The 26,646-nt window shown below is 46.8% G+C and carries 26 protein-coding genes; 8 read left to right on the top strand and 18 right to left on the bottom strand.

Annotated elements, in window-relative coordinates:
- Positions 1-189: 189 nt before the first annotated feature.
- A complete protein-coding gene (locus DVH26_RS02720) occupies positions 190-546 on the top strand; it encodes a group I truncated hemoglobin (protein WP_239631023.1) in 357 nt (118 codons plus the stop codon).
- Positions 547-1,220: 674 nt separating this feature from the next.
- On the opposite strand, the gene DVH26_RS02715 is transcribed toward DVH26_RS02720, so the two are convergent.
- From DVH26_RS02715 to DVH26_RS02660, 12 genes are all read right to left on the bottom strand, one after another.
- Positions 1,221-3,068 carry a sensor histidine kinase gene (locus DVH26_RS02715; RefSeq protein WP_239631022.1) on the bottom strand — a complete coding sequence of 616 codons (1,848 nt, stop codon included), beginning with the start codon at positions 3,066-3,068 and terminating at the stop codon, positions 1,221-1,223.
- A gap of 3 nt (positions 3,069-3,071) precedes the next feature.
- Entirely contained in the window at positions 3,072-4,175 is a 1,104-nt protein-coding gene (locus DVH26_RS02710) for a response regulator transcription factor (RefSeq protein WP_239631021.1), read from the bottom strand.
- Between the two features lie 130 nt (positions 4,176-4,305).
- Entirely contained in the window at positions 4,306-5,202 is an 897-nt protein-coding gene (locus tag DVH26_RS02705; RefSeq protein WP_239631020.1) for a carbohydrate ABC transporter permease, read from the bottom strand.
- Between the two features lie 30 nt (positions 5,203-5,232).
- On the bottom strand, positions 5,233-6,147 hold the full coding sequence (locus tag DVH26_RS02700) for an ABC transporter permease (protein ID WP_239631019.1): 915 nt from the start codon (positions 6,145-6,147) through the stop codon (positions 5,233-5,235).
- A 102-nt stretch (positions 6,148-6,249) separates the two neighbouring features.
- Positions 6,250-7,890 (bottom strand): extracellular solute-binding protein, encoded by a 1,641-nt coding sequence (locus tag DVH26_RS02695; RefSeq protein ID WP_239631018.1) that lies wholly within the window; start codon positions 7,888-7,890, stop codon positions 6,250-6,252.
- Between the two features lie 207 nt (positions 7,891-8,097).
- A complete protein-coding gene (locus DVH26_RS02690) occupies positions 8,098-10,251 on the bottom strand; it encodes a stalk domain-containing protein (protein ID WP_239631017.1) in 2,154 nt (717 codons plus the stop codon).
- A gap of 232 nt (positions 10,252-10,483) precedes the next feature.
- Positions 10,484-10,744 (bottom strand): metal-sensitive transcriptional regulator, encoded by a 261-nt coding sequence (locus tag DVH26_RS02685; RefSeq protein ID WP_239631016.1) that lies wholly within the window; start codon positions 10,742-10,744, stop codon positions 10,484-10,486.
- Positions 10,745-10,814: 70 nt separating this feature from the next.
- Positions 10,815-11,294 carry a DsrE/DsrF/DrsH-like family protein gene (locus tag DVH26_RS02680; RefSeq protein WP_239631015.1) on the bottom strand — a complete coding sequence of 160 codons (480 nt, stop codon included), beginning with the start codon at positions 11,292-11,294 and terminating at the stop codon, positions 10,815-10,817.
- 117 nt (positions 11,295-11,411) lie between these two features.
- The gene (locus DVH26_RS02675; protein WP_239631014.1) at positions 11,412-11,639 is read right to left on the bottom strand and encodes a sulfurtransferase TusA family protein; all 228 of its coding nucleotides are present in this window, start codon (positions 11,637-11,639) and stop codon (positions 11,412-11,414) included.
- A 12-nt stretch (positions 11,640-11,651) separates the two neighbouring features.
- A complete protein-coding gene (locus DVH26_RS02670) occupies positions 11,652-12,791 on the bottom strand; it encodes an MBL fold metallo-hydrolase (RefSeq protein WP_239631013.1) in 1,140 nt (379 codons plus the stop codon).
- Between the two features lie 104 nt (positions 12,792-12,895).
- Positions 12,896-13,468 carry a sulfurtransferase TusA family protein gene (locus DVH26_RS02665; RefSeq protein ID WP_239631012.1) on the bottom strand — a complete coding sequence of 191 codons (573 nt, stop codon included), beginning with the start codon at positions 13,466-13,468 and terminating at the stop codon, positions 12,896-12,898.
- Between the two features lie 32 nt (positions 13,469-13,500).
- Positions 13,501-13,821, bottom strand: coding sequence for a rhodanese-like domain-containing protein (locus DVH26_RS02660; RefSeq protein WP_239631011.1), 321 nt, complete (start codon positions 13,819-13,821; stop codon positions 13,501-13,503).
- Between the two features lie 586 nt (positions 13,822-14,407).
- On the opposite strand from DVH26_RS02660, the gene DVH26_RS02655 reads away from it, so the two are divergent.
- Positions 14,408-14,755 carry an MFS transporter gene (locus tag DVH26_RS02655; RefSeq protein WP_239631010.1) on the top strand — a complete coding sequence of 116 codons (348 nt, stop codon included), beginning with the start codon at positions 14,408-14,410 and terminating at the stop codon, positions 14,753-14,755.
- Between the two features lie 151 nt (positions 14,756-14,906).
- Here the strand turns inward: DVH26_RS02655 and DVH26_RS02650 are convergent, their stop codons facing one another.
- Positions 14,907-16,001, bottom strand: a complete 1,095-nt coding sequence (locus tag DVH26_RS02650) for a major royal jelly family protein (RefSeq protein ID WP_239631009.1) — start codon at positions 15,999-16,001, stop codon at positions 14,907-14,909.
- A gap of 293 nt (positions 16,002-16,294) precedes the next feature.
- On the opposite strand from DVH26_RS02650, the gene DVH26_RS02645 reads away from it, so the two are divergent.
- Complete coding sequence (locus DVH26_RS02645) at positions 16,295-16,762, top strand: CBO0543 family protein (protein ID WP_239631008.1); 468 nt, start codon at positions 16,295-16,297, stop codon at positions 16,760-16,762.
- A gap of 479 nt (positions 16,763-17,241) precedes the next feature.
- Here DVH26_RS02645 and DVH26_RS02640 read toward each other — a convergent pair whose 3' ends face one another.
- A complete protein-coding gene (locus tag DVH26_RS02640) occupies positions 17,242-17,523 on the bottom strand; it encodes a hypothetical protein (RefSeq protein WP_063184920.1) in 282 nt (93 codons plus the stop codon).
- Between the two features lie 190 nt (positions 17,524-17,713).
- Here DVH26_RS02640 and DVH26_RS02635 point away from each other — a divergent pair, with 190 nt between their 5' ends.
- The 5 genes from DVH26_RS02635 to DVH26_RS02615 are packed head-to-tail and all read left to right on the top strand — an operon-like array spanning position 17,714 to position 20,034.
- The gene (locus DVH26_RS02635) at positions 17,714-17,956 is read left to right on the top strand and encodes a spore gernimation protein GerQ (RefSeq protein ID WP_127462735.1); all 243 of its coding nucleotides are present in this window, start codon (positions 17,714-17,716) and stop codon (positions 17,954-17,956) included.
- Between the two features lie 12 nt (positions 17,957-17,968).
- The gene (locus DVH26_RS02630) at positions 17,969-18,355 is read left to right on the top strand and encodes a spore coat protein (protein WP_120749736.1); all 387 of its coding nucleotides are present in this window, start codon (positions 17,969-17,971) and stop codon (positions 18,353-18,355) included.
- Entirely contained in the window at positions 18,352-19,488 is a 1,137-nt protein-coding gene (locus tag DVH26_RS02625; protein ID WP_239631007.1) for a zinc-dependent alcohol dehydrogenase, read from the top strand. The genes DVH26_RS02630 and DVH26_RS02625 overlap by 4 nt, the downstream gene beginning before the upstream one ends.
- A gap of 31 nt (positions 19,489-19,519) precedes the next feature.
- Positions 19,520-19,723 carry a hypothetical protein gene (locus DVH26_RS02620; protein WP_239631006.1) on the top strand — a complete coding sequence of 68 codons (204 nt, stop codon included), beginning with the start codon at positions 19,520-19,522 and terminating at the stop codon, positions 19,721-19,723.
- Between the two features lie 14 nt (positions 19,724-19,737).
- Complete coding sequence (locus DVH26_RS02615) at positions 19,738-20,034, top strand: spore coat protein (protein WP_239631005.1); 297 nt, start codon at positions 19,738-19,740, stop codon at positions 20,032-20,034.
- Positions 20,035-20,810: 776 nt separating this feature from the next.
- On the opposite strand, the gene DVH26_RS02610 is transcribed toward DVH26_RS02615, so the two are convergent.
- From DVH26_RS02610 to DVH26_RS02595, 4 genes are all read right to left on the bottom strand, one after another.
- Positions 20,811-20,876: a helix-turn-helix domain-containing protein gene (locus DVH26_RS02610; protein ID WP_239635260.1), complete on the bottom strand. Its 66-nt coding sequence runs from the start codon at positions 20,874-20,876 to the stop codon at positions 20,811-20,813.
- A 386-nt stretch (positions 20,877-21,262) separates the two neighbouring features.
- Positions 21,263-22,141 (bottom strand): ComEC/Rec2 family competence protein, encoded by an 879-nt coding sequence (locus DVH26_RS02605; protein ID WP_239631004.1) that lies wholly within the window; start codon positions 22,139-22,141, stop codon positions 21,263-21,265.
- Between the two features lie 27 nt (positions 22,142-22,168).
- Complete coding sequence (locus tag DVH26_RS02600) at positions 22,169-23,413, bottom strand: patatin-like phospholipase family protein (protein ID WP_239631003.1); 1,245 nt, start codon at positions 23,411-23,413, stop codon at positions 22,169-22,171.
- A 79-nt stretch (positions 23,414-23,492) separates the two neighbouring features.
- Positions 23,493-26,630 (bottom strand): type I restriction endonuclease subunit R, encoded by a 3,138-nt coding sequence (locus tag DVH26_RS02595; RefSeq protein WP_239631002.1) that lies wholly within the window; start codon positions 26,628-26,630, stop codon positions 23,493-23,495.
- Between the last annotated feature and the right edge of the window lie 16 nt (positions 26,631-26,646).

Below are 26,646 nucleotides of genomic sequence, written 5' to 3'. Positions count from 1 at the left end.
GAAATGGTTTAATGATAGAAAGTAAAATCGCTCTTTTCTCGGAAATACTTCATTCTGCTTATTAAATCGCTCATTCTCTTGCATTTTACTTTGGACAGGGCAGGTAATCATTGCATGACATTCCCCTTTTCGGGTAACCTAACGTTAAAATGGTGAATCCATCATGAAACTTAATTTAAGGGGATGCTCATGAGCACGTTATATGAGAAATTCGGCGGAGAAGAGACGATTGGGAAAGTCGTCGACTATTTTTACGATTTGGTATTGGCGGACGATACTGTAAATCACTTTTTCGAGCATACGGATATGGAGAAGCAGCGCAAGCATCAAACGAAGTTTATCAGCTACGCGCTGGGCGGTCCCAACCAGTATTCCGGCGGAGCTATGTCCAAGGTTCACGCGGGGATGAATCTGCAGCCCGTCCACTTCGATGCCATAGTGAGACATTTGCGCGCTGCGCTGGAGCATTTTGGTGTCGGTGAAGAGGATATTACTGCTGCATTGCAGAAGGTAGCATCGCTGCGGGAAGATATTCTGTATAAATAGCCGAGGAACATGTCATGGCTGCGGGGCGGCTTTGTTGTGCTAACAGATGCTGTGGGGATGGTGGCGGCTGGTGTGAGGAACGAAGCTGTCCAATTGGATGAGCGTAGCTTGGGCAGTTGTACAGAATGCAACACCATTACGTGTCCCGTCGATTTTTCCTAAATCGTGCTTGATGTTAGAGCTCCAGATTCGGATCGGACACTGGTTCCGTTATTTGTGCAAAAAGACCGAAATGGCGAGTTCATCGGACACCAGATCCGTTATTCGCTTCATTTCGGGCCATTTTATTGAGAATATCGCTCAATAAGCGCATCTGTATCCGATAAGGTACCCATTTGGCTGCATTTCATTGAAATAGCGGATTGCCTGTCCGATCGCTCGTCCCGTTCGGAGAGTCATAGCCCGGGTAGTAATACGGATTGTTGTGCACAAGGTACACATACTTCTCTGATCATTGTTCCTGCTTACAGCGTGACGTTAGGCAGTAATTCGGTATGTTATGCTTCAGTTACTCCATTACCTGTCCCGTCGGTTGTTCCTGATTCATACTTGACGCTAGGGTTCCTGATACGGATCGGACACTGCTTCCGTTATTTATGCAAAAAAGCCCGAAATGGCGAGTTCATCGGACTCCAGATCCGTTACTCGCTTCATTTCGGGCTTCCGCCGCTCATCTATTCCGCGGGAAACGTCATCTTCACGTAGGCCCCGCCTCCAGGGTTATTGCCGATTGTCAATTTAGCGTCCGGCCTGTTGTAGCGCATGTTCAGCCTGTGTTGAATGTTGAGCAGTCCGATTCGGGTAAAATCGGCATTCTGCTCCTCCGCTTGACCGAGCCGCTGCGTCAGCTCCGCCAGCCTGTCCGGATCGAAGCCCATGCCGTCGTCGGCTATGTAGACCTCGACCCATCCCGACTCATTACGCAAGATTCGTATCGTCAGCTTCAGCCTCTTCGCCTTCATCTCGAAGCCGTGACGAACGGCATTTTCCGCAATGGGCTGCAAAATGACCTTCAAGCAGTGCACTTCCTTACATGCGTTGTCCATGGTCAGCGTATATGCGAAGGCGTCTCCGTACCGGATCTGAATAATTTGCAAATACCGTTTCAAATGCTGGACTTCCTGCTCCAGCGTCACGTCGGTTTGCCGGAAATTGGCCGTGTAACGGAACATGTGGGCGAGCGAGATCGTTATTTGCTCAATGTCGTTATGGCGAATTTTCGTAGCCATGGAGTTTATAATTTCCAATGTGTTGTACAAAAAGTGCGAGTCGATCTGGGATTGCAGCGAGAACAGCACCGCCTGCTGCTCGGCAAGACGGGCTTCGGCAAGCCGCTTAATATGCTGCTGCAAATCCGACAGCATCTCGTTGTACGACTGCGCCAGCGCCGATATCTCATCCTCGCCCTCGACCTCTATGGGGGCATCGATATTTCCATGCCCTGTCTGCTTGATCCGCTGCTTGAGCACGCTGATTCGCCGGGTCACCGAGGTGGAGACCAGCACGATGAAAATGCCCGAAGCAGCCAAACAAATAGCGGCTGTCACCATGATGATGTTGCGAATTTCGTATACGCTCCCCGCCACCTCAACATAAGGAATGACGATAACGGACTTCCAATCCGTCCCATGGATCGACCGGTATACGACAATCTCGTTCGTACCCGGATGAATGAACGAGCCGCTGTCGGCTTGGCCGATTCGCCGCTGCATATCTGCGTCCATCTGCATCTGCAGCAGCTCCCGCTTCGGATGGGCGACGATCGTCCCGCTGCCGTTCGTAATGAATCCGACGCCGTTTTTGCCGATATTCATTTCGTTCAATATGCTCTGCATCAAATCCGGCTTGATATCGAGCTTAATATAGGTAGCGCCGTTAAAGCCGACCCGCTTGATTATGCTGATGACGGGAAGCCGCACCTCGTTAAGCTGCGTATCGACGTAGTCCGAAGTAATCTCGGCAATATACGTTGCCCGCTGTATCGGGTTAATGCTCTGGAACCACGGTTCGTCGCTCATCCGGTATCCGGGCTTGATTCCAAGCTCCGTCGTGATATAGGCCTGGTTGCCCAGCTGATGGAACAGCACGACCGAGATCATCTCCGGGTGCGAGTTGACGAAGGGCTTGATGAAATCGCTCTCCAATACATAAAAAGGGACGACCGACTGCTTTTGCCTGTCGACGCTTAAGCTGCTCCATGACTGCAGCTGCTCGCTCGAGCCGAGTGTAAGCAGAAATCGCTCATACTCCCCCAAGTACCGCTCCAAATTCAAATTGGCCTGCTTCAGCACCAGGCTGCTGAATTTCATATCGTCCTCTTGAATTTTGAACGCCGCTTCCCTGCTGACGAAAAAGCCGATCACCAGCAAATTTGCGAACACAATAAGGGCAAAAATGGAAACCAGCTTCCATTTAAAAGACTTCCGCCAAAACGAATAGGCTGACCTCAGCCTATCGGCGCATCGTCCCAGCCTATCGATAACTGCGGCACGCTGCGGCGTGCCTTTATTTAGCTTCGGCATCGGCTACACCTCGACCGTCATGCCCATAAGCCTGCGGTATTCCTTCGGTGTAATCCCCCAATGGTCCTTGAACAGCTTGGCGAAATGCTCCCCGTTCTCATAGCCGACGCGGTTCGCCACCTCATAGACCTTCGTCTGCTGGTCTAGCAGGAGCAGCTTCGCTTTATTCATGCGAACGTCGGTTAAGTACGACGAAATGGTCGTTCCCGTCCCCTGCTTGAACCGTACCGCCAGGTAGGAGCGGCTGATCGGGATTTGATCGGCCAGCTCGGCGACGTTGATCTTCTCGTGATAATGCTGCTCGATGTAGCTTTTCACCTGGTACACGAGCTTGGCGTTTTCCGAGCCGAAGTCGTTCTTCATCCGGTCGAACAGGCTCAGCACGCTGTTTTCCAAGCGGTGTACTGCTGCAAGCCGGAAATAGACGCGCTCCTCCTCATGGAGCAGACCTTCCCGGTCGAAGCCAAGCTCCCGGTCTATAATCTCTGCACAGCCCGGAACGGTAAGCTTCGCCTGCTTGGCCACCATATCGATCCAGGCCGCCGATAAGGAGTCGAGCATATAATACTCGTGCTGAATCCAGCTTTCCATCATCAGCAGCGTATCGACAACAAGCAGCGGATATTTATCCGCCTGCCGGGTTTGGATCACGTCGACCCAATGCTGCATTAGCCCGTGAGACTGGTTCAGCCGCTCGGCGACAATTTTATGCGCACGGTCAAGCCGTTCCCGGAATAGACCGCCTCTGGCATCCTCCACTGCTTCTCGCAGCATCTCCCGTTCCACCGGCTTCAATATATATTCGGTAACGTGCAAAGCCATCGCCGTCTTCGCATAATTGAAATCGTCATAGCTGCTGACGATAACGCTTTTCATCCATGGGTACCGTTCATTGATATGGCGGATCAGCTCAAGACCGTCCATGATCGGCATCCGAATGTCGGTGATGCAAAGGTCGGCATAATGCCGGCCGAGCCAGTCGAGCGCTTCTTGGCCGTCCGACGCCTCGCCGCAGACAGCAATCGAGCTGTCGCCGCACTGCTCCAGCTTGGCCCTGATGCCTGAGCGAATATGCAGCTCATCGTCGACTATCAGAACACGCAACATGCAGGTCACTCTCCCCCGTAGCTAACATCCTAAGTAAGTTCGCAATACAGCCGTAATCTGTATGACTCGTTTTTATTATAACGGAGGGATAGCCTGATGCAACCAGGGCCGTTTCCTTCCAATTTTCGGATTAACCTTTAATCGAGCCGATCATCACGCCGCGAACAAAATGCTTTTGAATGAAAGGATACATCACCATCAGCGGCAAGCTGGAAAAAATGATGAGCGAATACTTCAAAAGCTCGTTCAAATACAGACGCTGATTTTGATCGGCGATGCTCGTCGTCAATTGATCGGCCGTATTCATCGTTAAAATTTCGCGCAAATAAATTTGCAGCGGGAACATCGACTTTTTGTTCAAATAGAGCAATGCGCTGAAAAACTCGTTCCAATGCTCAACCGCATAAAACAGCGTAATAACGGCGATAATCGCTCCAGAAACCGGCAGCACGATGCTGACGAGAAAGCGGAAGTTGCTGCAGCCGTCGATTTTGGCCGATTCGAGCAGCTCGTCCGGAATATTGGAGCGGAAAAACGTCATCGTCATAACCACATTGAACACGCTCATCGCATTAGGAATAAGCAGCGCCCAGCGCGTGTTCAGCAAGCCCAGCTCTTTGACAAGCAAATAGTTTGGAATTAAGCCGCCGGAGAAAATCATCGTAAACGCGAACGTCATCATTATAAATTTGCGTCCGGCAAAATCTTTGCGCGACAGCGGATACGCCGCCGCAATCGTCATGACGACGTTAATCAGCGTACCGACGACCATATAAAAAATACTGTTCGAATAGCCGACCCATACGTCCTTGTACTGCAGTACCGCTTTGTAGCCTTCGAAACCGAAGTCGACGGGCCACAGCCATACTTTACCGGCAACGAGAGCTTGCGGGGAGCTGAAGGAAGCGCTGAGCGTGTACAGTATCGGGTAGAGCACCAGCAAAAAGATAATAAACGTTACGGCATAGACCATCCAAGTAAACAGCTTGTCGGCCCCGGAGTCGCGGATCAGTCGGTTTTCGTTCATGTCATTCACCTCAGCTTGTTAATTGGATGTCTACCAAAGACTCGTATCGTTCACTTTGCGTGCGATTTTGTTGGCCGTAATGATCAGAATAAGACCGATCAGCGATTTGAACAGCCCGATCGCCGTAGCGTAAGAATAGTTGGGCATCCCGGTAATGAAGCCGATTTTGTACACGTACGTGTCGATAACCTCGGAGGCGTCGACGTTCATCGGATTTTGCAGCAGGAGCACCTTTTGGAATCCGACCGTCATGATTTTACCGAACTCCAGAATGAGCAGCATGACAATCGTCGGCATTATGCTCGGAATATCGATATGGCGGACCCGCTGCAGCTTGGATGCTCCGTCCACGATAGCCGCTTCATGCAGCTGAGGATCGACGGATGACAAGGCGGCCAAGTATATGATCGAGCCCCATCCGATATGCTGCCAGACGCCGGACCAGACGTACAGCGATTTGAAGTAGGCCGGATCTCCGAGCACGTTGATTTTTTCGCCGGTCAACCATGTAATCAGTTGGGAAAGGATGCCCGTCAGCGGGGAAAACATCTGAATGACGATCCCGACAAGAACGACGACGGAAATGAAATGCGGCGCGTAGGTGACGAGCTGAACCGCTTTTTTGTAATGCTCGTTGCGGATGTAATTGAGACAAAGAGCCAAAGCGATTGGCGCGGGGAAGCCGACCACCAGATTATATAAATTAAGCAGCAGCGTGTTTTTCAACACCAATATAAACTCATACGAGCGAAAGAATCGCTGAAAATGGTCGAAGCCGATCCATTCGCTCCCCCATATGCCTTTGACGATATTGTAATTCTTGAAAGCGATCTGAATGCCGAGCATCGGCACGTAGTGAAAAATAATGACGTAAAGAAACGGAATCGCAACAAGCGCATATAACTGCCAGTTTTCGAGGATTTGCTTACGCTGTACTTTGATCATAGTTCTCATCCCCTTCCGGTGGTTTGTGGCAAAAAAAGAAAAACCGGGCATCGCAATTGTCGAATTCCGAATGACCCGGGTCTTGCGGGCTTTCAAGCCTGATTACTTTTTCGTTTTTTCATAGTTGCTTTGCAAAATTTGAATGTATTGCTGCAAGCCTGCGTTATCCAGCTCTTTCAAATACTTGTCCCAATCCTTGTCCAGATCGAGGTTGCCAGTAATGAATTTCAGCATGAACTGCTGAACGGTGTTCTGAATGTTCTTCGTCACGTCGCCATACTTGGTCAGATCATCGCCCGACATGAACATGAACGGTACGTGGCTGTCCGGCTTGGCGAACGGCTTATAGTACTTGTTCGTAATGTCCAGCAATTGCGACTCCAGCTTGCTGTCCGGAGTCACCACTCCGCCCTCTTGAACGTCGCGCGCCGTAAAGCGTGCGGCCGTCTGCCCCCAGCGGATGTTCGTTTTCGTTCCGAACGGCACGATCGGTTCGACCAGCGCCTGCTTGCCGTTCAAGCCGAGAACGCCTTGAGCAGGTCTTTTCCAGCCTTGGCCTTCAATCCCCCAGCTGGACGATGCGCCCTCTTGAATGCCCGTACGCTCATCGTACAGCCAGTCAATCCAGCGGATGGCGGCAACCGGATTCTTCGCATCCTTCGTGATGACGAAAGATCCCGGAAGCGGCGCATAGCCGCGGTCGTAGCCGTAAGCTTCGCCGTTAGGCCCTTTCAGCACCGGTACAGGCACGTAGTCTTTGTACCGTCCGCTAGGGCCGTTATCTACCGTGAACTGTCCCCAGTACAGTGCGGATGCCGCACCGAGACGCGAGCCTGCAGGGTCTTCCGCCAAAGCGGTCAGCGCCTTGCGGTCCTGAATGAACGCTTCCGGCTGCATCAGCCCTTCCTGAACGAGCTTTCTCATGAAAGCAAGTCCGGCTTTAAAGCCCGGCGTATTGGCGGAAAACTGGATTTGTCCATCCTTCACCTCAACGTAAGTTCCACGCTCATAATAAGTGAACGCTTGCATGAGGGCGCCGTCGATCTCATTGTTCGCCTGGTTCGCTCCGGAGAGCGGAACTATTTTCGGATCCATCGCCTTAAATGCTTTCAGCACGTTGTACAGCTCGTCGGTTGTAGTAGGAACCTGGAGACCGAGCTTGTCCAGCCACGCTTTGTTGATCCACAGCTTGCGAGGCATCGTGGAGTGAACCACTTCGCCCATATTCGGCAAGCCGTAAATGTTTCCGTCCTGCGCGTAAAAATACGGTTTGGAATACGAAGCCGTTTCTTCCATAACCCGTTTGATGTTCGGCGCATATTTATCGATCAAATCGTTCAACGGCAGGAAGACGCCTTGAGAGCCCAGAGCTACCAGCTGGCTGGAGCTGATGCCCGCGTTCATGAACACGTCCGGCAAATCGCCTCCGGCCAGCGTCACCTGCAGCTTCTCATCCTTGGCCGTCGTCGGAACGACCGTCCAGTCGACATGAATGTTCGTTTTGTTCTCGTACCATTTCGTAAATTCATTCGTGTTCAAATCTTCAATGTTCGGATCGCCGACGTTATACACCTTTAACGTTTCTTTGTCTTTCACGATCGGGAATGTGCCGGGCGGCGATACTTTTTCCGCTGCCGCTTTGCTATCCGCCTGGGCCTTTTCGTCTGCGCCGCCGCATCCGGTAAGAGCCACGGTGGTGCCCAGCGCAACGACGAGCGAGGCTGAGATTACTTTCTTTTTCATCGAAAATCCTCCCCCTGTATGTATCTGTATAGGACTTAAGTACATCTATTATTATGTGGAACCGGGTCCGGATTCACAATCGGGGAATCGTTTAAAAACCATAGTGATTGTTCGAAGTTTGCGGATGATGTCGGAAAATGAAAAAAAGCCGAGCCAACAGCAGGACCATCGTCCCGCTTCAGCTCGACCTTATCATGATTAAAATTCCTATAACTCCACTAGCGGCCAGAAACGCTCATTGCGTATTTTAGCCAGCTCTTGCTCGTTAAGTACCGTTACAAACGCAGATTGATCCATTACAACTACCGCAAATTGATACCCGCTGCCGGCAATCTTGGCATTAATCTTCTTGACAATCCCGACATCGATAAAGTCGTTCAAGTTTTGGGGATAGAGAGTAACCTCTTCCCCGTTTAACGTAAATGTAACCTTGACCGGTCCGTTTTGGCTATTCCATGTCTCCTCAATGTTGGTTGGCTGGAAGGCTCCCCGCGATATTTTCGCCCAATCCTTCAGCACTCGGACGTAGACATTATTACCTTTGCCGACATCCGCCTCCGTATCCTCCATCCAAACCCGGCTTTTGTCGTGCTCCAGGATGAACAGGTCGGCGAACACTTGATAGTATGTATGGTCCCGGTACGGGTCATATTCCTCGTCCACTGCAAATTCTTTGGCATAGTTATCGAGGAAGGTCTTCTCCGCAGCGCCTGCATCCACCGATTGGAAAAAGCCCATTTGCTTATAAAAGGCAAAGGTCTCGCGAATCCGCTGCTCCGCGCTCATTCCTTTGAACTTCTCCGCTACTTTTTCTTGGGGTGTCGGAAGTTCCCGGAATGTTTTTGCTATCTCCATGAGCTCGTTGGAGTAATCATCGAAATCTTTTTCTAGTGATCCAATTCCGAGTCTGTAGAATCTGTGCTTGCCTTGGATAATGATCATATGAACTTTAGCCTGATTATTAAGTGACTTTGTAGTGAAAAATACTTCTATTGCATCCAGCCCATTAATAGAAAATGTCTTGGGATCTGATATAAGAGTGATACCTTCATAAGCATCATACTTATTGATTGCTTCAACGTATTCGTTTAAATTCTGGGCTGGCGAGTACTTATCCTCGAAAAAAATGAATTCAGCTTTATTGAATACGGCATAAACATCAACATAATATCCAGGAGGTTGGGAACGAGAAAGATCTTTCCACTTATGACTTGCCTTAAATGACCAAGTGCGATCATCACTTGCAAACTCTTGCCATTCAGTATACATATTTATCGTTTTGGTAACTGCATCCCACACGACATCATAATGTAACGCTTCGCTAATAAACCGGACGGGGACGAACGCATTACCGTTAATGATCATAGGGGCTACCGGCAGCATTTGTTTCACACCGTTAACCGTTGCCATGGGATTGTTCATCTTAAGATCGATTTGCAGCCCCTGCTTCTTGCCTGTAATCTCTTGTTTGGATTCGTCCCACTCAATCTGTACTCCAAGCGCTTCGAACAGTGGACGAAACTGAACGATCGTATTTCCTTCTACAAGTGTTGGATTCTCATTGAAGGTTACACGTTTGCCATCAACCTTTACCGTTATATCCTTCGGTGCTTTTGTACCTGACTGCATTTCGTTTATAGTAACTCCTCGTGCCGTCAATTGATCAATAATCGGCTTTCCTGCATCCTTCAGAGGATTATCTTTAAGAACTACCGTTTTTAGATTCTTGATTGACGTAAGGGGGCGAATATCCTGAATGTTATTGTTGTTAAGGTAAACTGTCTCTAAGGTAGCATGGTCCTCCAACGGCTGAATATCCGTAATCTGATTATTTTCGAGGCCAACCCATTTTAAAGGCAGGTGTGCCAGCGCCGTTATATCTTGAACTTTGTTTTTACCTATTAATAAATCCGTGAGATTGTAATTTTGCGATAAGCAGTCGATGGATTGGATGTTATTTCCTGAGATCACCAACTGCTTTAACTCGTACATATTTGCGATGGGACAAATATTTTCGATCTGATTACTGTTTAAACCAAGCCTAGCAATACTTGTTAACTTCTCAAGAGGAGCAATATCCTTTATTTCCTGGTTAGGCAAGTATAGCCCTGTAAGATGCTGCGCATATTCCAGCCCTTTCAGACTCCGGATCTTCCCCTCCCCCTTCGGATACAAGGATGTCAATTGAAGCAAGTGCTCCTGGGTAAGCTCTGCGTCTTGCGTAAGCTTCAGTTCCTGCTTAATAGCTGCTTCCAATACCGGGTCTTCGATAAGCTTCTCTTCGGCGTATCCATTGCCTGCCGGGAGCGATAACCCTACTGCTATCCCGAGGATCAAGGTAAGCCATGTCCATCTTTTCATTTCTCTAATTCCCTCTTTTCTCTGTCTGCGTTTGAAGTTCCAGTCAGCCACTACGGACTAGTCCGTTAGTCTTATTCCACAAACATTGGAAATTTTCCTTTTTTCGACAATATTAAATTAATTGCGCTTCTATGAATAAACAAAAAAATCATTAGCTGACGAAGCTAATGATTTCTAAATAATTGAGCCTCCACAAAAAAGGGAGGCTCATCTGCAGTATGCTTTTATAACATCAACGGCTTTTCACCAACAGCTCTACGGCTTGCTGAACGATTTTGCTGCTGTCTCTTCCCGCTTCCATTTCCTCCTTAATGCACTGCTCCAAATTGACGGCGACGATATAGGCTATAGCTTTATCTGCGGCGCTTCGGACAGCGGACAGCTGGCTGACAACGTCCTTACAGGGCTGTTCTTCCTCCATCATTTTCAGCACGCCGCGAATTTGTCCCTCTACCCGCTTCAGTCTTCTTTTTACATCATCATCGTATTGCATCCTATAACCCCCATCCATGATACCGGTATAGGTATATTATTGCTTATCCAAACGGTGAAAACAACCTGCTTTATATAAACAAATTGACCTTAGCTTCGGTGGCATCTCCCAAATACGCAGCAACTCCCGCATATTCGATCCCATCCAGCAGCTCTTCCTTCTGCAAGCCAAGAAGATCCATCGTCATCGTGCAGGCGACCAATTTGACTCCTTGCTCCTGAGCCAGCTCGATTAATTGCGGCAGCGACAAAGCATTGTGCTTCTTCATCACATGCTTGATCATCTGAGGCCCCATGCCGCCGAAGTTCATTTTGGACAACCCCATCTTGTTCGCACCGCGCGGCATCATTTTGGCGAACATCGTTTCTAGCCAGCCTTTTTTGACAGTTATGGGTTCATCTTTACGTAGAGCGTTTAATCCCCAGAATGTAAAAAAGATCGTCACCTCATGATCATAAGCAGCTGCGCCGTTGGCAATAATAAAAGCCGCAATGGCTTTATCCATATCCCCGCTAAAAAGCACTATCGTTGTTTTCTCTTTCTCAGCCATGAAATCAGCCCGCCTTTCCCAAATTACCTATACATGTATAGGTATATAAAATCGTTAGAATGCCCCGTTAAAAAGAAGGAAACCACAGCACCGAACATCGTTGTTCCCTACCGATCGCTACGCCTTTTTAATCCAAAACTTAAATACACCGTCTTCTGCCGTATGGTTCAGCAGCTCGTGACCCTGGCTTTTGGTCCATGCCGCAAGATCGCTTTGGGAGCCTTTATCCGTCGCATGGATCTCCAGCACTTGACCCGATTGCAATTGGTCCATCAATTTTTTCGTTTTTACAATCGGCATCGGGCAGGCTAATCCTTTGGCATCCAGCAGTTTATCGCTATTCATCGTAGTTCCTCCTTATTTATCGTGAACGGCGCACCGATTCGGACCGATTTCCATTTCGCGCTGTTCCTCTTCATTCGGATTGATTTTTCCCATATTCGTTTGACGAATTTCCTGATACGCATTGGGCTGCGGAGGCAGGTTTTCGGTAACCGTTTTGCGGAATTCTACCTCGTCATGAAGATTGAGCCCCGGATTATGCTGATACAGCTTCCCTAGACGAGCAGCCACCAGTCCGCCTTCTCCAAGCTCGGAACTATTGCCGAAATGGGCAGGGAGCACAAGCAAAGCCTCCGATAACTCGGCGAACCGCGTATACAACGTTTCCCGCAGGTCACCTACCCAGTCTTCCGCCATACCCGCCAGATCCGGACGACCGATCGATTCGACAAAAAGAATATCGCCGGACAGCAGGTAAGTATCGTCGATACTGAAGGAGGTGGAACCAATCGTATGCCCAGGCGAGTAGATTGGCTGGACCTTGATCGCTTGTTTTCCGACGTGAATGTCCTTGCCTTCCTCCAGCTTCTCAAAATCAAAGGTCACTTCCGCTGCGTCTTTTGGCGGCAAATGGTATAGGGCTCCATGCTTCTCTGCGAGCGTTCTTCCGCCCGAGATATGATCGGCATGAAGATGCGTATCGATCGTGTGAACAAGCGTGACTCCTTTCTCCTTCATGAAGTCTTCATACTGCTCCGTCATGCGGCTTGCGTCGATAATTGCAGCTTCCCCGCCTGAGAGGACCATGTAGGATAGGCAGCCTTTCCCCAAGCGAACGAACTGGTACAGCTCCCCGTCTCCCGAGAGGTCGGCTACCTTCACCGGCTCAAGATACTCGCTCCATGCTTTCATCCCGCCTTGCAAATAAAAGATGTCGCTCCTTCCCGCTTCAGCGAGTTGATCCGCAACGAATTGGGATGAGCCTTCCTTGGCGCACACCACGACAACGCTTTGCCCGCTTGGTATCCGGTCGAGCGCCGGGTCGATTCCGTCCAATAATTCGAAATAAGGAACATTGGTGATCTCTACACTTTCCCCTTCGATTCTCCAATTGTTATAATCCGCCTCGTTACGGACATCGAGGATGAACAGCTTTTCTTTCTGGAGAATCTTTCGAGCGATTTCTTTTGCCGTTATAATTTGAGCCGATTCCATGTCAATGTAGACCTCCTTCTGTTAGTACGATTATGTGCTTAAACGCGGCTAGCGCTGAAGACGAGTGCATTGAAATCCGATATTCGAGATTCCTCGACCTATCATTACTCTTTCTCCATTTCACCGGTCCAGCCGCTCATTCCAGGCACAACATTTTTTACTTGCTGGAAGCCCTGTTCATTCAACATCTGGCACACCATGTCACTGCGGGTCCCCGTACGGCAAACTACGAAATATTCCTGATTCGGGTCAAGTTCATGAATTCTGTCGCCAATCTCACCCGCAGGAATCGATACCGCTCCGGGAATTCGGCCAAACGCATATTCGGCAGGCTCACGGACATCGATAAGGTGCAGCTTCTCTCCAGCAGACAACCTAGTAAGGATTTCTTCGTTGGTTATCGTATGTGGATAGATGACTTCCTTCTTCGTTTCCGAAGCGTCCGCTTTACGAATGAAATGTCGAAACACGCCGTCCTCTTCTTTCAATCCAATGTATTGGTGCCCTGTTCGCTTCGCCCAGCTCTGCAGGTCCGCAACCGAGCCTTTGTCGGTAGCTCTGACTTCCAGCACCTCGCCGGATTTCATTTCATCCATCGCTTTTTTGGTTCGAACTACTGGCAGCGGGCAAGCCAAGCCTTCACATTCCAATACTTGATTCACATTCACAGTGTTCATTAGAATAAACCTCCTATGTTAGGTGCACCCTATTATTTGCCGTACTCGACCGGGCCAGACCATTGACTCATGCCGCCGGTCATATTCACTACGCTATAGCCGAATGAAGATAAATACCCGCAAGCTTTGCCGCTTCGATTCCCGCTCCGGCACACGATAATCGCTTCTTCCTTCCTATCGAGCTCGTTCAGCGCTCTGGCTATTTGGCCCAGTGGGATATGTTTGGCGCCCGGAATATGCCCTGTTTCCCATTCATCGGATTCACGCACATCAATAAGTGTCACTTTCTCTTGTCGAAGGATACGCTCTTGAACCTCCTGCGGAGGCAGTTCTTTGTAAAATGCCGCACTCATTTGGATCATCCTTTCTTTGGAAAATAGAATGGTAATGTAAACATGATAACGGACTTGACTTGATCAAAAGGGCCATAGCTATTGTTTCTCTTAAGCTCCGATCGGTGAAGCAAGTGTTCTGGTAGTTTAATCATTGCTGCAGGTACCGGAAGCCAGTACCTCCATACCCCATAGGGTATCATTTCAAGCAAAAAAATAACCTCAAGACAGTTAGTACTTTCGGTGTTCACGAATATACACATACCCCTATGGGTATATAAATACTATAATAATTTCATTCTGTTTCGTCAAGCCTTGCTTATCGATACGGGCATGCCAAATTGTGTGTTTTTAAGTATAACGCCAGAGTGCAACAATATCTATAGCACCGGTAAATACTTGAAAATAATGCCTCGTGCCGTCACTTTCGCACATCCATTTCTCAGTAAACGCATTTTCACTCAAGCTTCACTGCCATCGCTTCATTAAAGTCACACCCCGTACTTCGGTTTGTTTGATCAGGTACTTCCTCAACTCCGTTCCATATCAGTGTTGCCAACAGCAATGCCGGCTAATTATTCACATTGATTTTTCGGGATATGTAATAATGGTTAAGAAGATAGGTGATCGGGAAATAAGCGCTGTGATTGGCTCCAGGTTTGGTGGGTTCCTAGCTGATCGAATCGGTACCACTCGTATGCTTTTCGGCAGCAATGTCTTTCATGTTCTCGCCCTCATACTGCTATCCATCATCTCTGGTTCGTTAATGGTCTCTATCACATTGCTCATAATCTGGATGATGGCTGCATGGTCGTTTGGGGCGGTACAGAATTATAACGTTGTCTCTCTTCCTCCGGAAGCGCCCGGTATTATGGCTAGTCTAAACAGCTCTTTTACCCAGCTTGGCATTGCCGAGGGCGCTGGTATCGGGGGATTGCCGCAGGGAGATCATTGATGCTGGCGATTACTTGGGTTGGGGCTTCAACTAACGTTCCCCGATAGCTGAACAGGCTGCCGAGCGGCAGCCTCCAAATTCTTCATAACCCTAAAGTAATAAAATACATTTTATATGCAAATAGAGTCAACTTTGTAAAGCGAAATATTTACTAAAAGGTAGGAGCAGGCGGTTCATCTATTTTCATACGGAGTAAACTATAAGGCTTCTGCCGCAGGTCATTTCCATAATGAAATCTTGCCTGCCGATGTAATTGGTTCACGATGAAATATAAGTATTGATCTGGACCAATTGAAAAAGTATCCGGCCATAAAATCCTCGGATCATGTGCAATGGTTTCCATTATTCCATTCGGCAATATCTTTCGAATACTATTGTTTTCATAGTCTCCAGCATAAACGTTTCCTTTTGCATCGGTGATCATTCCATCTGAAGCACCTTTTTCTCCCCAATACTTCACGTGATCCTGTAAATTCATATCCGGTATCGTTCGGTCTCTTAGGGCTTCCGTCGAAATCGAGTACAGATGACGACTGGAGAGAGGACAAAAATACAACATCTTACCGTCCGGGGAAATCGCTATACCATCGGATGCCAATCTAAACGGTGAAGTATATCCGTCTTTGTTTCGATTCATCAGGATTTTACCTTCAACTTTCGGTAAGAAAAAGAGATCGGGCGAGGTTGAATTTGCTCCGTTTAACCGTCTCCAGGCATAGCCCGTTTCTAAATCAACGACAATAATGGCTCCTGGTCCTCGGGAAGACGAATCCGTTATATAAGCATAACCTGCTTTACCAACTCGAAAATCAAATCGGACATCATTCAGATATGTGGTTGGCAAGACAACATCTTCCGTAAATGTATATACACTTCTTATGGTATTTGAATTTAAATCTACAGCGACTAACTTAGCCCCCCCTTTGATGGGTTCTGAGAAATTAGGAGCCCCCGTATCCAGTACCCAAAGCGTTCCCTTTCCATCAGCAACGACACTTTGGACACTAATGAAGGACGTTGTGATATTCGATTGGCTTACCAAATTAGCGTCTAAACTAGGATAAGGCTGTAATGTACCGCGAACGATTTCAGCCACCGTAAATTTAACATCGTCTCCCCATCTTGGAAAGCAAATAAAAATGCGCCCAGTTTCAGAAACAGTAACGCCTGTAGGCATGGCTCCGTAAAATAAAAAAAACGCCTCAAACTTACCGAAATACTTTTCACTCGGTAACATCACTTGCATAAAATCCTCCTCAACAAGTTCGAACTGCTATTACCTATTTATATGACTGAATGTGGTTCAAGTGCCTGGATAATATAATATTTTTACGGGAACCCCGAAAGTTCGTGTATACCGACTTGGTGGATTATGTACATTTTCACTGGAGTTTGATGGCGATCGTGTTATCGATTATATTCCTATCCGTCCACGGCCTAGCGGGTTGGTTCTTTAGGGATCGCAAAGTTTTCAGGAAGGAAGCGAGCGATGAGTTTGCTGCTGCAATACGGCATTATCGTTTCAGTGTGGATCTTTCATTGTTATTGATTCTTATCATCCCGCGGCAGAAACATCGATTGGCGATGGTCGCTTTTTTGTTCAAACAGTATATTACGTGTATTTTCGGTCATGCCGTGGTCGAGCACAAACTTCTGGCCTATCCCGTAAGGGAGCTTGCCGACGTTAGCCGGACGAGCTTCACCTACGAATATATGGCCTATCCGATGACATGCGCGGTGTTTAACGCGTATTATCCGAACCATCGGAGTGGCTGGATTCAATTCGGCTATTACGTGTTATTCACTACTGTACTGACGATAGTTGAGGTGCTGCTCGTACAATATACCGATCTGATTCGGTATATTCGTTGGAACTGGTTTTGGTCGTGGGTTACGATTTTCCTCACATTCCTGATGACTCGAGCGTTCTGCGTGATCTACTTCGGAACCATGACACGAGTGGAAACGGCAAAACAAAAGAACGCATCCAGTACGACACGTTCCTAAATGTAGGGCTATGCCACGCTGGCCGCGCTCCTGCTGCCGCCGCGCGTAGTGCTGAAGAAACGTCGGCATTTTAACGACCAATCCGTAATAATAGGAAGCAGAAGAAAGAGGGAGGGCGCCTTAAAGGGCCTCCCTTCCGCTTGTCATGATTCGCTGTGCTGGTCCGCCAAATCAAGCGCGTTCGCCGACGTACAAAAATGTCTCATTGAAAGGGGGCAATTTCCGTAGTCTGCTTTTATCCACTTAAAAATATGCTCTTCAACATTAAGAGGTTAATTAAGGTGACTCTCCGCGTCTATGGCAAATACGTTCCTCCAAGCGTCAACGCAGTTCATTTGCCGGAGAGTATCGGCGTAAATTCGGAAAACATCATACGCAGCGTCTACATAGACAGACGACCATACCTCGACATTAGTGAGCTTGATTCCACTTGTATCCGACAAAGAAGGAGAATCTCTGCCACTACCAAAGCTACCGTTTTATTGTTGGTCCGGCAGACGTAATGCGTTTGCTGAAGTTTGCGCTTGATCTAAAAATTCCTCCGCTTGGGTCAATTGCTGCCGGGCCGTCTCCAAAGCTTGTGAATTTGTTGCCGCATTAGATTCACTTATCGAGCTTATCGCCTGATTTAAAGCCGTTTGCGCCTCAGAAACCGCGTTAGATGCATGCTGCTCCAGCGTATTGCCGCTCGAGTGAAGTGTACCTTCTGCCGGTTTTCTTGCATTTTCGGTGGCTAGATCAATTTTGTTTTCATTGGGCAAGGTGAGTCCTCCCTCCTTAGAGCAAAGATCAATAACTTAAACAGAAATAAGTATGCGGTTGAGATTTTGTTTATATTCTTACGAACTGCATGGGAATATTCGGACCCCAGATTTTCGGCAATCCATTTTAGTATAGGATCCAATGCGTAGGAAAGTCTAACTTTGATGAAAGAAAGGAGATAATTACTCAATGAATACGCCAACGCTAGCGCCGCACGAATCGATGGAACTGCATGAAGCGTTAAACTTCAAAACGCTCTGCCTCGCTAAGTCAAAACTTATGCAAGGCTTGGTCTTTGACCAGGAGCTGAAAGCGTTAATGCAGAAGGACGTCATTCTATCTACGCAACAGATCGCCGAGCTCCAGGCCATCTACGCAAGAGCTCCATTCCAAGCGCCTGTTCCGAATAGCCCGACACCTATCACTCATTAAAGGGGAGCGCCAATGAACACCGATTATTTAGACCCGATTAATTCGTTAAATATGCCGGAGATGGCAGATATGACATTTGCAATGGACTTCCTTATTCGTGCCAAGGAGGGTGTGCGAAATTTGTCCATCGCCCTGACGGAAACGGCTTCTCCCGATGTAAGAGCACTGCTGCGAAATCATCTTATGCAGGGGATTGCACTGCACCAAGAAATCACGGAGCTTATGATTCGCAAAAAATGGTTCCATCCTTACGAGCTGAACGAACAGTACCAACTCGACCAGCTTTCAGCGAAAAATACGGTGATGATCGGGCAGATGAATTTGTTCCCGGATGATACGTCGCGTAAAGGGATGTTTGATCGGACCCCAGATGAACATATTGGAGGACATAAAGCATGAAGGCGGTAACGTATCAAGGGATTAAAAATGTCGTGGTCAAAGAGGTGCCGGATCCGAAGATTGTGAAACCGGACGATATGATCGTAAGAGTCACCAGTTCCGCCATTTGCGGTTCGGACCTTCACCTGATTCACGGGATGATCCCTAACCTTCAGGAGAACTATGTCATCGGGCATGAACCGATGGGGATCGTAGAAGAAGTAGGCCCTGGAGTGACCAAGGTAAAGAAAGGCGACCGGGTGATCATCCCTTTTAACATCGCATGCGGCGAATGCTTTTATTGTAAGAATCAGCTGGAAAGCCAATGCGACAATTCAAACGAACACGGGGATATGGGTGCATATTTCGGCTACTCCGGAACGACCGGTGGTTACCCTGGAGGGCAAGCCGAGTATTTACGAGTTCCGTTTGCTAATTTCACCCACTTCAAGATTCCTGAAAACTGCGAGCAACCGGACGAAAAGCTAAGCTTGATCGCCGATGCCATGACGACGGCATTCTGGAGCGTAGATAACGCCGGTGTCAAGAATGGAGATACGGTCATCGTGCTCGGCTGCGGTCCGGTCGGACTTCTGGCCCAGAAATTCTGCTGGCTGAAGGGAGCAAAGCGAGTCATCGCCGTTGACTATGTCGATTACCGCTTACAGCATGCGAAGCGAACAAACAATGTGGAAATCGTAAACTTCGAACAGGATAAGAATATCGGCAACAATCTCAAGGAAATGACCAAAGGCGGCGCCGATGTCGTGATTGATGCGGTAGGAATGGACGGCAAGATGAGCGATCTCGAATTTCTAGCCAGCGGTTTGAAACTGCAAGGCGGCACCATGAGCGCATTTATCATTGCGTCTCAGGCTGTCCGCAAAGGCGGGACCATCCAAGTCACTGGGGTATACGGCGGACGCTATAACGGATTCCCCCTCGGCGACATCATGCAGCGCAACGTGAATATCCGTTCCGGACAAGCCCCGGTCATTCATTACATGCCGTATATGTACGAGCTGGTAACGTCGGGCAAAGTAGACCCTGGAGATATTGTTACGCACGTCATTCCGCTTAGCGAGGCCAAGCACGGCTATGAAATGTTCGATACGAAAACGGACAATTGCATCAAAGTCATCTTAAAGCCCTGAATATGGGTAAATACAGGGGAGGACAATCCGAATGAATTCCAATTACGCTTTGCATGAGATGCTGGAGGTTCATGAAATGGCTGCGTTCAAGACCGTTTGCATGACCAAATGCAAAACCATGCAGGCTCTGGTAACCGACCCGGAGCTCAGACAAATTTTGCAGCAAGACGTGCAATTATCACAGCAGCAGCTTCAGGAGCTCGGTGGAGTGCTGTCTAAAGTGACCCTAACCTAAAAGGAGATAGAAACATGAACCCCCTATTAGAACACTTGACAGGGCTTCATACGCTGACCGACGACGTGATCGCAATGGATTTTTTGATGAACGCCAAGAGCGGAGTCAGAAACTACGCCATGGCCGTAACCGAATGTGCCACCCCCGAAATCAAGCAAATTTTGATGAAACAGCTCGACGAAGCTATAGACTCCCATGAAAAGATAACAAACTACATGATGCAGCGGGGCCTATACCATCCCTACCATATTCCGGAGCAAATTCAGCTCGATCTGAAAAATATTCAGACCGCTATGAACATCCCGTCCTGACACCGTATTTCGTCCGACAAAACGCGCAAAGCCACCATGGTTCAGGCGCGTTTTTTGATTTTAGCCGAAGACTTGAGGGAATCAAATATTCCCCGTGTCAAGAATCCAACAATACAACAAGGGCAGACACGCTCCGCACTTTTTGGGCTTCGTCACAAACACACTTAAACAAGCGTTCCTTCGTTTGTTTTGCTTCAGATTGTCATCGCCACGCACTCTGTGCATCTCTGCTCTCCCGTCTCTTCTCTATAGGCGTTTTTTTGTTTATAATTCTTTCCAGGTAACGTCTGATTTGTGATTTTAAAATACTCAATCCCCCTGGCATTCTGTAGAATTAATTGAACTATTCTGCTAGTTTTCTTAAGGTCCCTGCTGATGTTTTGTCCGCTTATGAACAACGGGAGTTTGAGTAATTATACTGCCGGTTAGCGTAACGCCGCAGTCGGTCTAGTCCTTTATTTTCTGAGTCTATACCTTTATTTTCATAGTCTACAACTATTTCCGAGTCTATCACTTTATTTTGCAGGGACAGCATGAGCTATGAATATTATTTTGACGAAAGAGTTTCTTTGCCAAAGAGCTCATTTTTATTTGTTTATTTAGCTCATTTGTTTTTCTACAAATACAAAAATACCGTTCCACGGAAAATTTCCGCGAAACGGTTTGCTCATTTGGTATGTAGCATGTAAAAAACCACTCGCTTGGGACCCACTAATTAATATTAGCTTCGTTTTATTGATCTTAATCTTTCTTTAAGTCGCATTATCTCAATTATTTCATTCCGCAGAGGGATTACTATTTCCCATTTCAATTTCACTCAGGTTTCCTTGTGATATGCCTATACTTTTTGCAAACTGAATTTGGTTTAAACTATTCTCTTTGCGGATACATTTGATTCTATGCCAATGTCACTCATCAATTTCACCACCGGTCTTGAAGTTCTCTGTAAATCAACTTAAACACAATTTAAAAGGGAGCACCGAATTATTCCTCTCGGGCTCCCTTCTTTTACTAGTTCCATAGATCTTTCACTGGTTCCAGACATCTTTATCACCGGACACTATTGTTAGGAGAAAATAAAGTATTAGACTGGAGTTGTTGATTTAGCGCGGTTTTTGAGTTGAAAAATCGTCAGCTTTTGAGAAATAAGTATTAGACTGACTAAGTAACTGAATTTCATAATAGTCGCAGGCAAGAAAATAAAGTATTAGACTACTCAGTGACTCATTTATAGATTCAATGTACCAATATAATGGTTATAATTACTTATTCCTTCGTCAGCAAGGAAATCCACACTATAGTTTGGATTCGAGACGTAAATATGCACTTTATTTGTAACACATTCGAATGTTATATCCCATGCAGAATTTTGAGTTATTTTGTTATATCCATTGTAATAATTTAAATGACCCGAAGGTGCTTCTCCAATAATAATAATTTTGGGATTTAACATTTCTAGTATTTCACTAGGAATCTTTCCACTCCCTCTTCCATGGTGAGGCGCAAAGAGAATATCTACTTCGGGCCATTTAATTTCATCTTTGATCTTTTCCATAAAATCCGTTTCCAAATCGCCCATCCAAAGAACATTAACACCGTCTTGTAATGAATACTTCATAATTATAGATATATTATTAGGACTACCACCGTTTTTTGCTTTAGTAAGCATTTCTTTATAATGATCATTGTCGGTATCTGGCCACAAAATATTAATGCCGGAGCTTCCACGCTCAGCATCCGATTCGTTCATCCATTTACGACTGCATCCTTTATACAAATAGTAGGCTTTAGATGAATCTCGAAGCTCACAATATTTATTAAAATCAGTTGTACCTGTTTCTTTTGTTGTTTCATTTTCGACGCAATAAAAGTTTGCAATTGAAAGTTTTTCATCATAATATTCTAAACCACGAATATGATCCTCATCAGGATGCGTTGAAATAAATCTGGTAATACCTTTATCTCTTGACTCAATAAGTATTTCATCAGTTATTGACATCTTGTTTTCTTCGGACAAATAACAGTCAATAACAGTAAAGTTGTCTGACCCATGATTAATATAGAACATGTCACCGTTGCCTACAGAAAACGATTTGATAATACTCATCTCATGCACCTCATACATATTATAAAGTTAAAGTACCGTTGTAATATGATCAATGAACTTCCTCTGAGGATTAATATGCAGTTCCTTATGCAGTTCTCCCCATACCCTTACGCTTTTTCCAGATTTCATGATCTCAAGTGCCTTATCAAAGTCAATATTTATATCTGGAACTACGTTCCAAAACTTCTTATCTATTAAATATGGAACCCATCGTTTCAGTGCAGCATCTATTTTCACCATACCGTTCCATAAAAGTAGGTGAATTTCAATATCATGAAAGGCATTTAAATCGGTTCGAATTTCGCCAATCGACTTTTCCAAATCTCTGGGTAATGATACATATACGGGCATATTATCTGGTCTAGTAGGGGACTCTTTTCCGGGTAATTCTTTAGTCGAGTATGCACTCAGTGGCTTAGCTGCTTCAATCAAAATGCTATCATCGGATTTTATCAACATGTTAAATAGGAGCCTTCTACGTAATTTTCCAATTTGGTCCATCGCAATATCAACTGGGCGTTTTAGCTCACCCAATAACCCAGGAAGGTCATGTCGCCAATTACCGGTTATACCTGACGCATCGGATATAATAAATGAATTCCCTTTTGTTAAAACTGATTCTGAGCCCAAATTATCGTAAACTCCCCCGTCAGTAAGTAAGATAGTTTGGGGAGGGGTAGGATTGTTACGATCAACAAGCATACCCTCAACATATTTGAACTGAAAACTTCGGTTATAAGTTTCAAATCTCAGTGGCTTAAAGAGAGGTGGAAAACATGCCGACGCAGCTACCCCTATTGAGATTCGATCATCCTGAGTAGGTTGAGTATGTCCTATTGATGAATCACCGATTTCATCCTGCGAGAACTTCCAAGAATATGCTGAATTTAAAGAAGTGGCGTAACAAACCCATTGCGGCGATTTGGCAAGCTTATTGAATGATAGACCTTGAAATAACTCCTCATCCAATACCTTTGCAAATTTAAGTGGATCTTTTCTAAGTGGAATGATTGTATATATGTTCCCTCTAGGTGATTTTTGAATAAAGTTCACAACTGGTTTAATAACCCGATGATCAAAATCTTCGATAGAGGAAAATGATGACTTTGTTAATTCCTGCATAACCATAGCTGCTGCAATGGATCCGCCGGAAACAGAGTTTATTCTTTCAATTTCATTAAATACATTTAGGAATATTAACCGCCTAATGACTCCTAAATGGAACAATGTTGCTCTAAATCCTCCGCCAGACAAGCATAACGTATATTTCATTTCAACCCCCACATTTGATCAAGAGAATAGAAAGAACGCATCCCATATGAATCATTCATGTAGTCTGCGCTCTTGTCTGTTAGTATTTAAATTCTTCTGTCTCTGCCTGCGCCATTAACTCCGCCTGTTGAAGCACCAAATCAATTGCCATTTTCTCAAGATCCGGTGGATAGCCATATTTCTTCAACAGTCTCTTAACCGTAATCCGCATCTGAGCCCGTACATTCTCTCGAAGAGTCCAGTCCACCTTGATATTGTTCTTGATAGCTTGGGTCAACTCGTGAGCGATCTGCTTAAGAACTAGATCTCCCATTAACTCTTTTGCAGCCTCATTAGAAGCCAATGCGTCATAGAAGGCAACTTCCTCTTTGATAAGCCCGAGGTCTTCGCCGCGCTTGACGGCAGCATTCATCTCCTTGGCCATCTGGATTAGCTCTTCAATTACCTGCGTTGTCTCAATAGTACGATTATTGTATTTCCGAATAGCTTCTTCAAGCATTTCTGAGAATTTCTTTGACTGTACAATGCTGGTTCGAGATACAGCCTTTACTTTGCCCTGAAGGAGCCTTCTCAGCAATTCGACAGCGAGATTCTTCTGCTTCAATCCCCGAACATGCTCTAAGAATTCATTCGACAAAATCGCGATGTTCGGCTTCTGCAAACCGACAGCTTCGAGAATATCGACGACTTCATCGGACATGACCGATTTAGAAATCAACTGGTTCAGTTCCGCATCCAGCTCATTTGTAGTTTTCTTTTTGTTCTCTGTGGTGATGATTTTTACAATGCCTGATTTTACGGCCTTGTAGAAGCTGATTTCCAGGTTGACCGATTCTGCAGCTTCCGTCGTAGCGCACAATGCATAAGCCTTCGCCAACTCCGTCGTCCAATTGACGAAATTACGTTTGCCTTGGTCACCAAGTCCAAGCACATAGTCTACTGTCTCGACGATTGCCTTCATCCGCTCAGAGGCTTTTTCAGATGCAAATTTTGAAAAGCCGTGTCCGTGCAACTGCTCACGAATGAGTTGAATCCGCTCCAGCATGAAATCGACAGCTTGATCGGTGTCGATCCCCGCAGTCTTGCGATCATTTTCCGTGTATTGCTGGAGTGCCGACTTCAACATATCTGCTATACCAATGTAATCCACGATTAGCCCACCCGGTTTGTCACGGAATACGCGGTTGACACGAGCAATAGCCTGCATCAGGTTATGACCCTTCATTGGCTTATCAATGTACATTGTGTTCATGCTCGGTACGTCAAACCCGGTCAACCACATATCGCGCACAATGACGATCTCCAGAGGATCGTTCAAGTCCTTCATTCGCTTGGCCAGATGTTCCCGACGCCGCTTTGTCCCGATATAAGGCTGCCATTCAGCAGGGTCGCTTGAGCTTCCCGTCATGACGATTTTGATTTTGCCTTCATTGTCATCGTCGCTGTGCCAGTCCGGACGAAGAGCAATAATCTCTCTGTAGAGATCGATGGCAATACGTCTCGACATAACGACAATCATCGCTTTACCGAACATAGCTCCTTTGTGCTGCTCATAATGGTCAACCATATCCTTGGCGACCTTTTTAATCCGTTTCTCCGCACCAGCAAGCGCCTCTAGACGCGCCCATCTGGACTTGAGCTTCTCTTGCTGAGAATACTCTTGATACTCAGTGATCTCTTCGTACTCTTCATCGATAACTGGACGCTCATTATCCGATAGCTCCAACCGTGCGATACGGCTCTCATAGTAAATCTTGACGGTCGTACCATCTTCCACAGCCCGGGTCATGTCGTAGATGTCGATATAATCACCGAAAACAGCCGGGGTGTTCTTATCCGTCAACTCAACCGGCGTTCCGGTATACCCAATGTAAGAAGCGTTCGGCAATGCATCACGCATATATTTCGCATAGCCATACTTAATGTCTGCTCCCTCATCCGATGCGACCATCTCAGCTTGAAAACCGTATTGACTGCGATGCGCTTCGTCTGCCATTACGATGACATTACGGCGGTCCGTCAGCACAGGGTACTTAGATTCGCCTTCTTCAGGCGTGAACTTATGAACCGTTGTAAAAATAATTCCACCTGCCTCCACCGAAAGCAGCTGTTTTAAGTGAGTGCGGTCTTCGGCGTGTTGCGGGGTTTGACGGAGCAAATCTTTCGACTTGCTGAAAGTAGCATACAACTGATCGTCGAGATCGTTACGGTCTGTTACGACAACAATCGTCGGGTTATCGAGTGTCAGAACCAGTTTGCCGGCGTAAAAAACCATGGAAAGGCTCTTGCCCGAGCCCTGAGTATGCCAGACAACTCCGATCTTGCGGTCGCCTTCCTCAAGTGTTGCTCTTTCCGTAGCAGCAATCGCCTTATTCGTAGCATGATATTGATGGTAACCAGCCAATATTTTGAATAGACGTTCACCATCCGTCTGAAATAGAACAAAATGCTTGATAATGTCCAGCAGACGACCTTTCTCGAACATGCCCTTAATCAATACTTCGAGCTGCGGCAGGGAAGAGGAGGCCACATCCTCGCCATCAATGGTACGCCACATCATGAACCGTTCCTCGTCAGCCGTCAGAGTACCTACTCTGGCATTGACTCCATCACTGATGACCATGAAGGAATTGTACGTGAAGAGGGACGGGATCGCCTTTTTATAGGTCTGTACCTGATTGTACGCATCACTAATTCCCACTTCTTCATTGGAGGCGCTCTTCAGCTCAAGTACCGCAATCGGAAGGCCGTTGACGAATACCACAACATCCGGGCGCTTATCCACTTGGTTCTCAATGACCGTAAACTGATTCACTACGAGAAAGTCGTTGTTGTCCACCCGATCTGGATGTGTGTCAAACAACCAGACTTTCTCTGTCGGATAGTCGCCATTCGCTGCCCGATACTGGACATCGATTCCGTCGGTTATCATTTTCTGAAAAGCTTTATTGTTAATCAGCAGACTCGGGCTTCGAGGCACTTCGATGATACGAATCGCTTCCTCAATCGCTTCCCGTGGCAGTTGCTTGTTAATTCGAACGAGCGCTTCGCGGAGACGATCTTTCAGAATAACGTCCTGATAGAACTGTCTTTCCCGATATTCTCCTTCAGGTGAAATCTCGGGACCATAGGCTTTGTTGTAGTTCAGTTCTTCGAACCATTCCAGAGCGGCTTGTTCGAGGTCACTCTCTGTGTAGGATGTGGTGTACAGGGCCATATTTGCACCTCCTTTG

The organism is Paenibacillus sp. H1-7 (assembly GCF_022354825.1).
In the GTDB taxonomy this organism is placed as follows: domain Bacteria; phylum Bacillota; class Bacilli; order Paenibacillales; family NBRC-103111; genus Paenibacillus_S.
The sequence above is the reverse complement of the archived record's forward strand: the minus strand, read 5'-3'. Positions and strand labels throughout refer to the sequence as shown.

Coding starts and splice junctions, on each gene's coding strand:
- DVH26_RS02655 (WP_239631010.1), top strand. CDS start 14,408: ATGGTTAAGAAGATAGGTGATCGGGAAATAAGCGCTGTGATTGGCTCC.
- DVH26_RS02685 (WP_239631016.1), bottom strand. CDS start 10,744: ATGCAATACGATGATGATGTAAAAAGAAGACTGAAGCGGGTAGAGGGA.
- DVH26_RS02595 (WP_239631002.1), bottom strand. CDS start 26,630: ATGGCCCTGTACACCACATCCTACACAGAGAGTGACCTCGAACAAGCC.
- DVH26_RS02600 (WP_239631003.1), bottom strand. CDS start 23,413: ATGAAATATACGTTATGCTTGTCTGGCGGAGGATTTAGAGCAACATTG.
- DVH26_RS02710 (WP_239631021.1), bottom strand. CDS start 4,175: ATGTTGCGTGTTCTGATAGTCGACGATGAGCTGCATATTCGCTCAGGC.
- DVH26_RS02700 (WP_239631019.1), bottom strand. CDS start 6,147: ATGATCAAAGTACAGCGTAAGCAAATCCTCGAAAACTGGCAGTTATAT.
- DVH26_RS02675 (WP_239631014.1), bottom strand. CDS start 11,639: ATGAATAGCGATAAACTGCTGGATGCCAAAGGATTAGCCTGCCCGATG.
- DVH26_RS02690 (WP_239631017.1), bottom strand. CDS start 10,251: ATGAAAAGATGGACATGGCTTACCTTGATCCTCGGGATAGCAGTAGGG.
- DVH26_RS02630 (WP_120749736.1), top strand. CDS start 17,969: ATGAACACCGATTATTTAGACCCGATTAATTCGTTAAATATGCCGGAG.
- DVH26_RS02680 (WP_239631015.1), bottom strand. CDS start 11,294: ATGGCTGAGAAAGAGAAAACAACGATAGTGCTTTTTAGCGGGGATATG.
- DVH26_RS02660 (WP_239631011.1), bottom strand. CDS start 13,821: ATGAGTGCGGCATTTTACAAAGAACTGCCTCCGCAGGAGGTTCAAGAG.
- DVH26_RS02635 (WP_127462735.1), top strand. CDS start 17,714: ATGAATACGCCAACGCTAGCGCCGCACGAATCGATGGAACTGCATGAA.
- DVH26_RS02665 (WP_239631012.1), bottom strand. CDS start 13,468: ATGAACACTGTGAATGTGAATCAAGTATTGGAATGTGAAGGCTTGGCT.
- DVH26_RS02625 (WP_239631007.1), top strand. CDS start 18,352: ATGAAGGCGGTAACGTATCAAGGGATTAAAAATGTCGTGGTCAAAGAG.
- DVH26_RS02695 (WP_239631018.1), bottom strand. CDS start 7,890: ATGAAAAAGAAAGTAATCTCAGCCTCGCTCGTCGTTGCGCTGGGCACC.
- DVH26_RS02705 (WP_239631020.1), bottom strand. CDS start 5,202: ATGAACGAAAACCGACTGATCCGCGACTCCGGGGCCGACAAGCTGTTT.
- DVH26_RS02620 (WP_239631006.1), top strand. CDS start 19,520: ATGAATTCCAATTACGCTTTGCATGAGATGCTGGAGGTTCATGAAATG.
- DVH26_RS02670 (WP_239631013.1), bottom strand. CDS start 12,791: ATGGAATCGGCTCAAATTATAACGGCAAAAGAAATCGCTCGAAAGATT.
- DVH26_RS02605 (WP_239631004.1), bottom strand. CDS start 22,141: ATGAGTATTATCAAATCGTTTTCTGTAGGCAACGGTGACATGTTCTAT.
- DVH26_RS02720 (WP_239631023.1), top strand. CDS start 190: ATGAGCACGTTATATGAGAAATTCGGCGGAGAAGAGACGATTGGGAAA.
- DVH26_RS02650 (WP_239631009.1), bottom strand. CDS start 16,001: ATGCAAGTGATGTTACCGAGTGAAAAGTATTTCGGTAAGTTTGAGGCG.
- DVH26_RS02715 (WP_239631022.1), bottom strand. CDS start 3,068: ATGCCGAAGCTAAATAAAGGCACGCCGCAGCGTGCCGCAGTTATCGAT.
- DVH26_RS02615 (WP_239631005.1), top strand. CDS start 19,738: ATGAACCCCCTATTAGAACACTTGACAGGGCTTCATACGCTGACCGAC.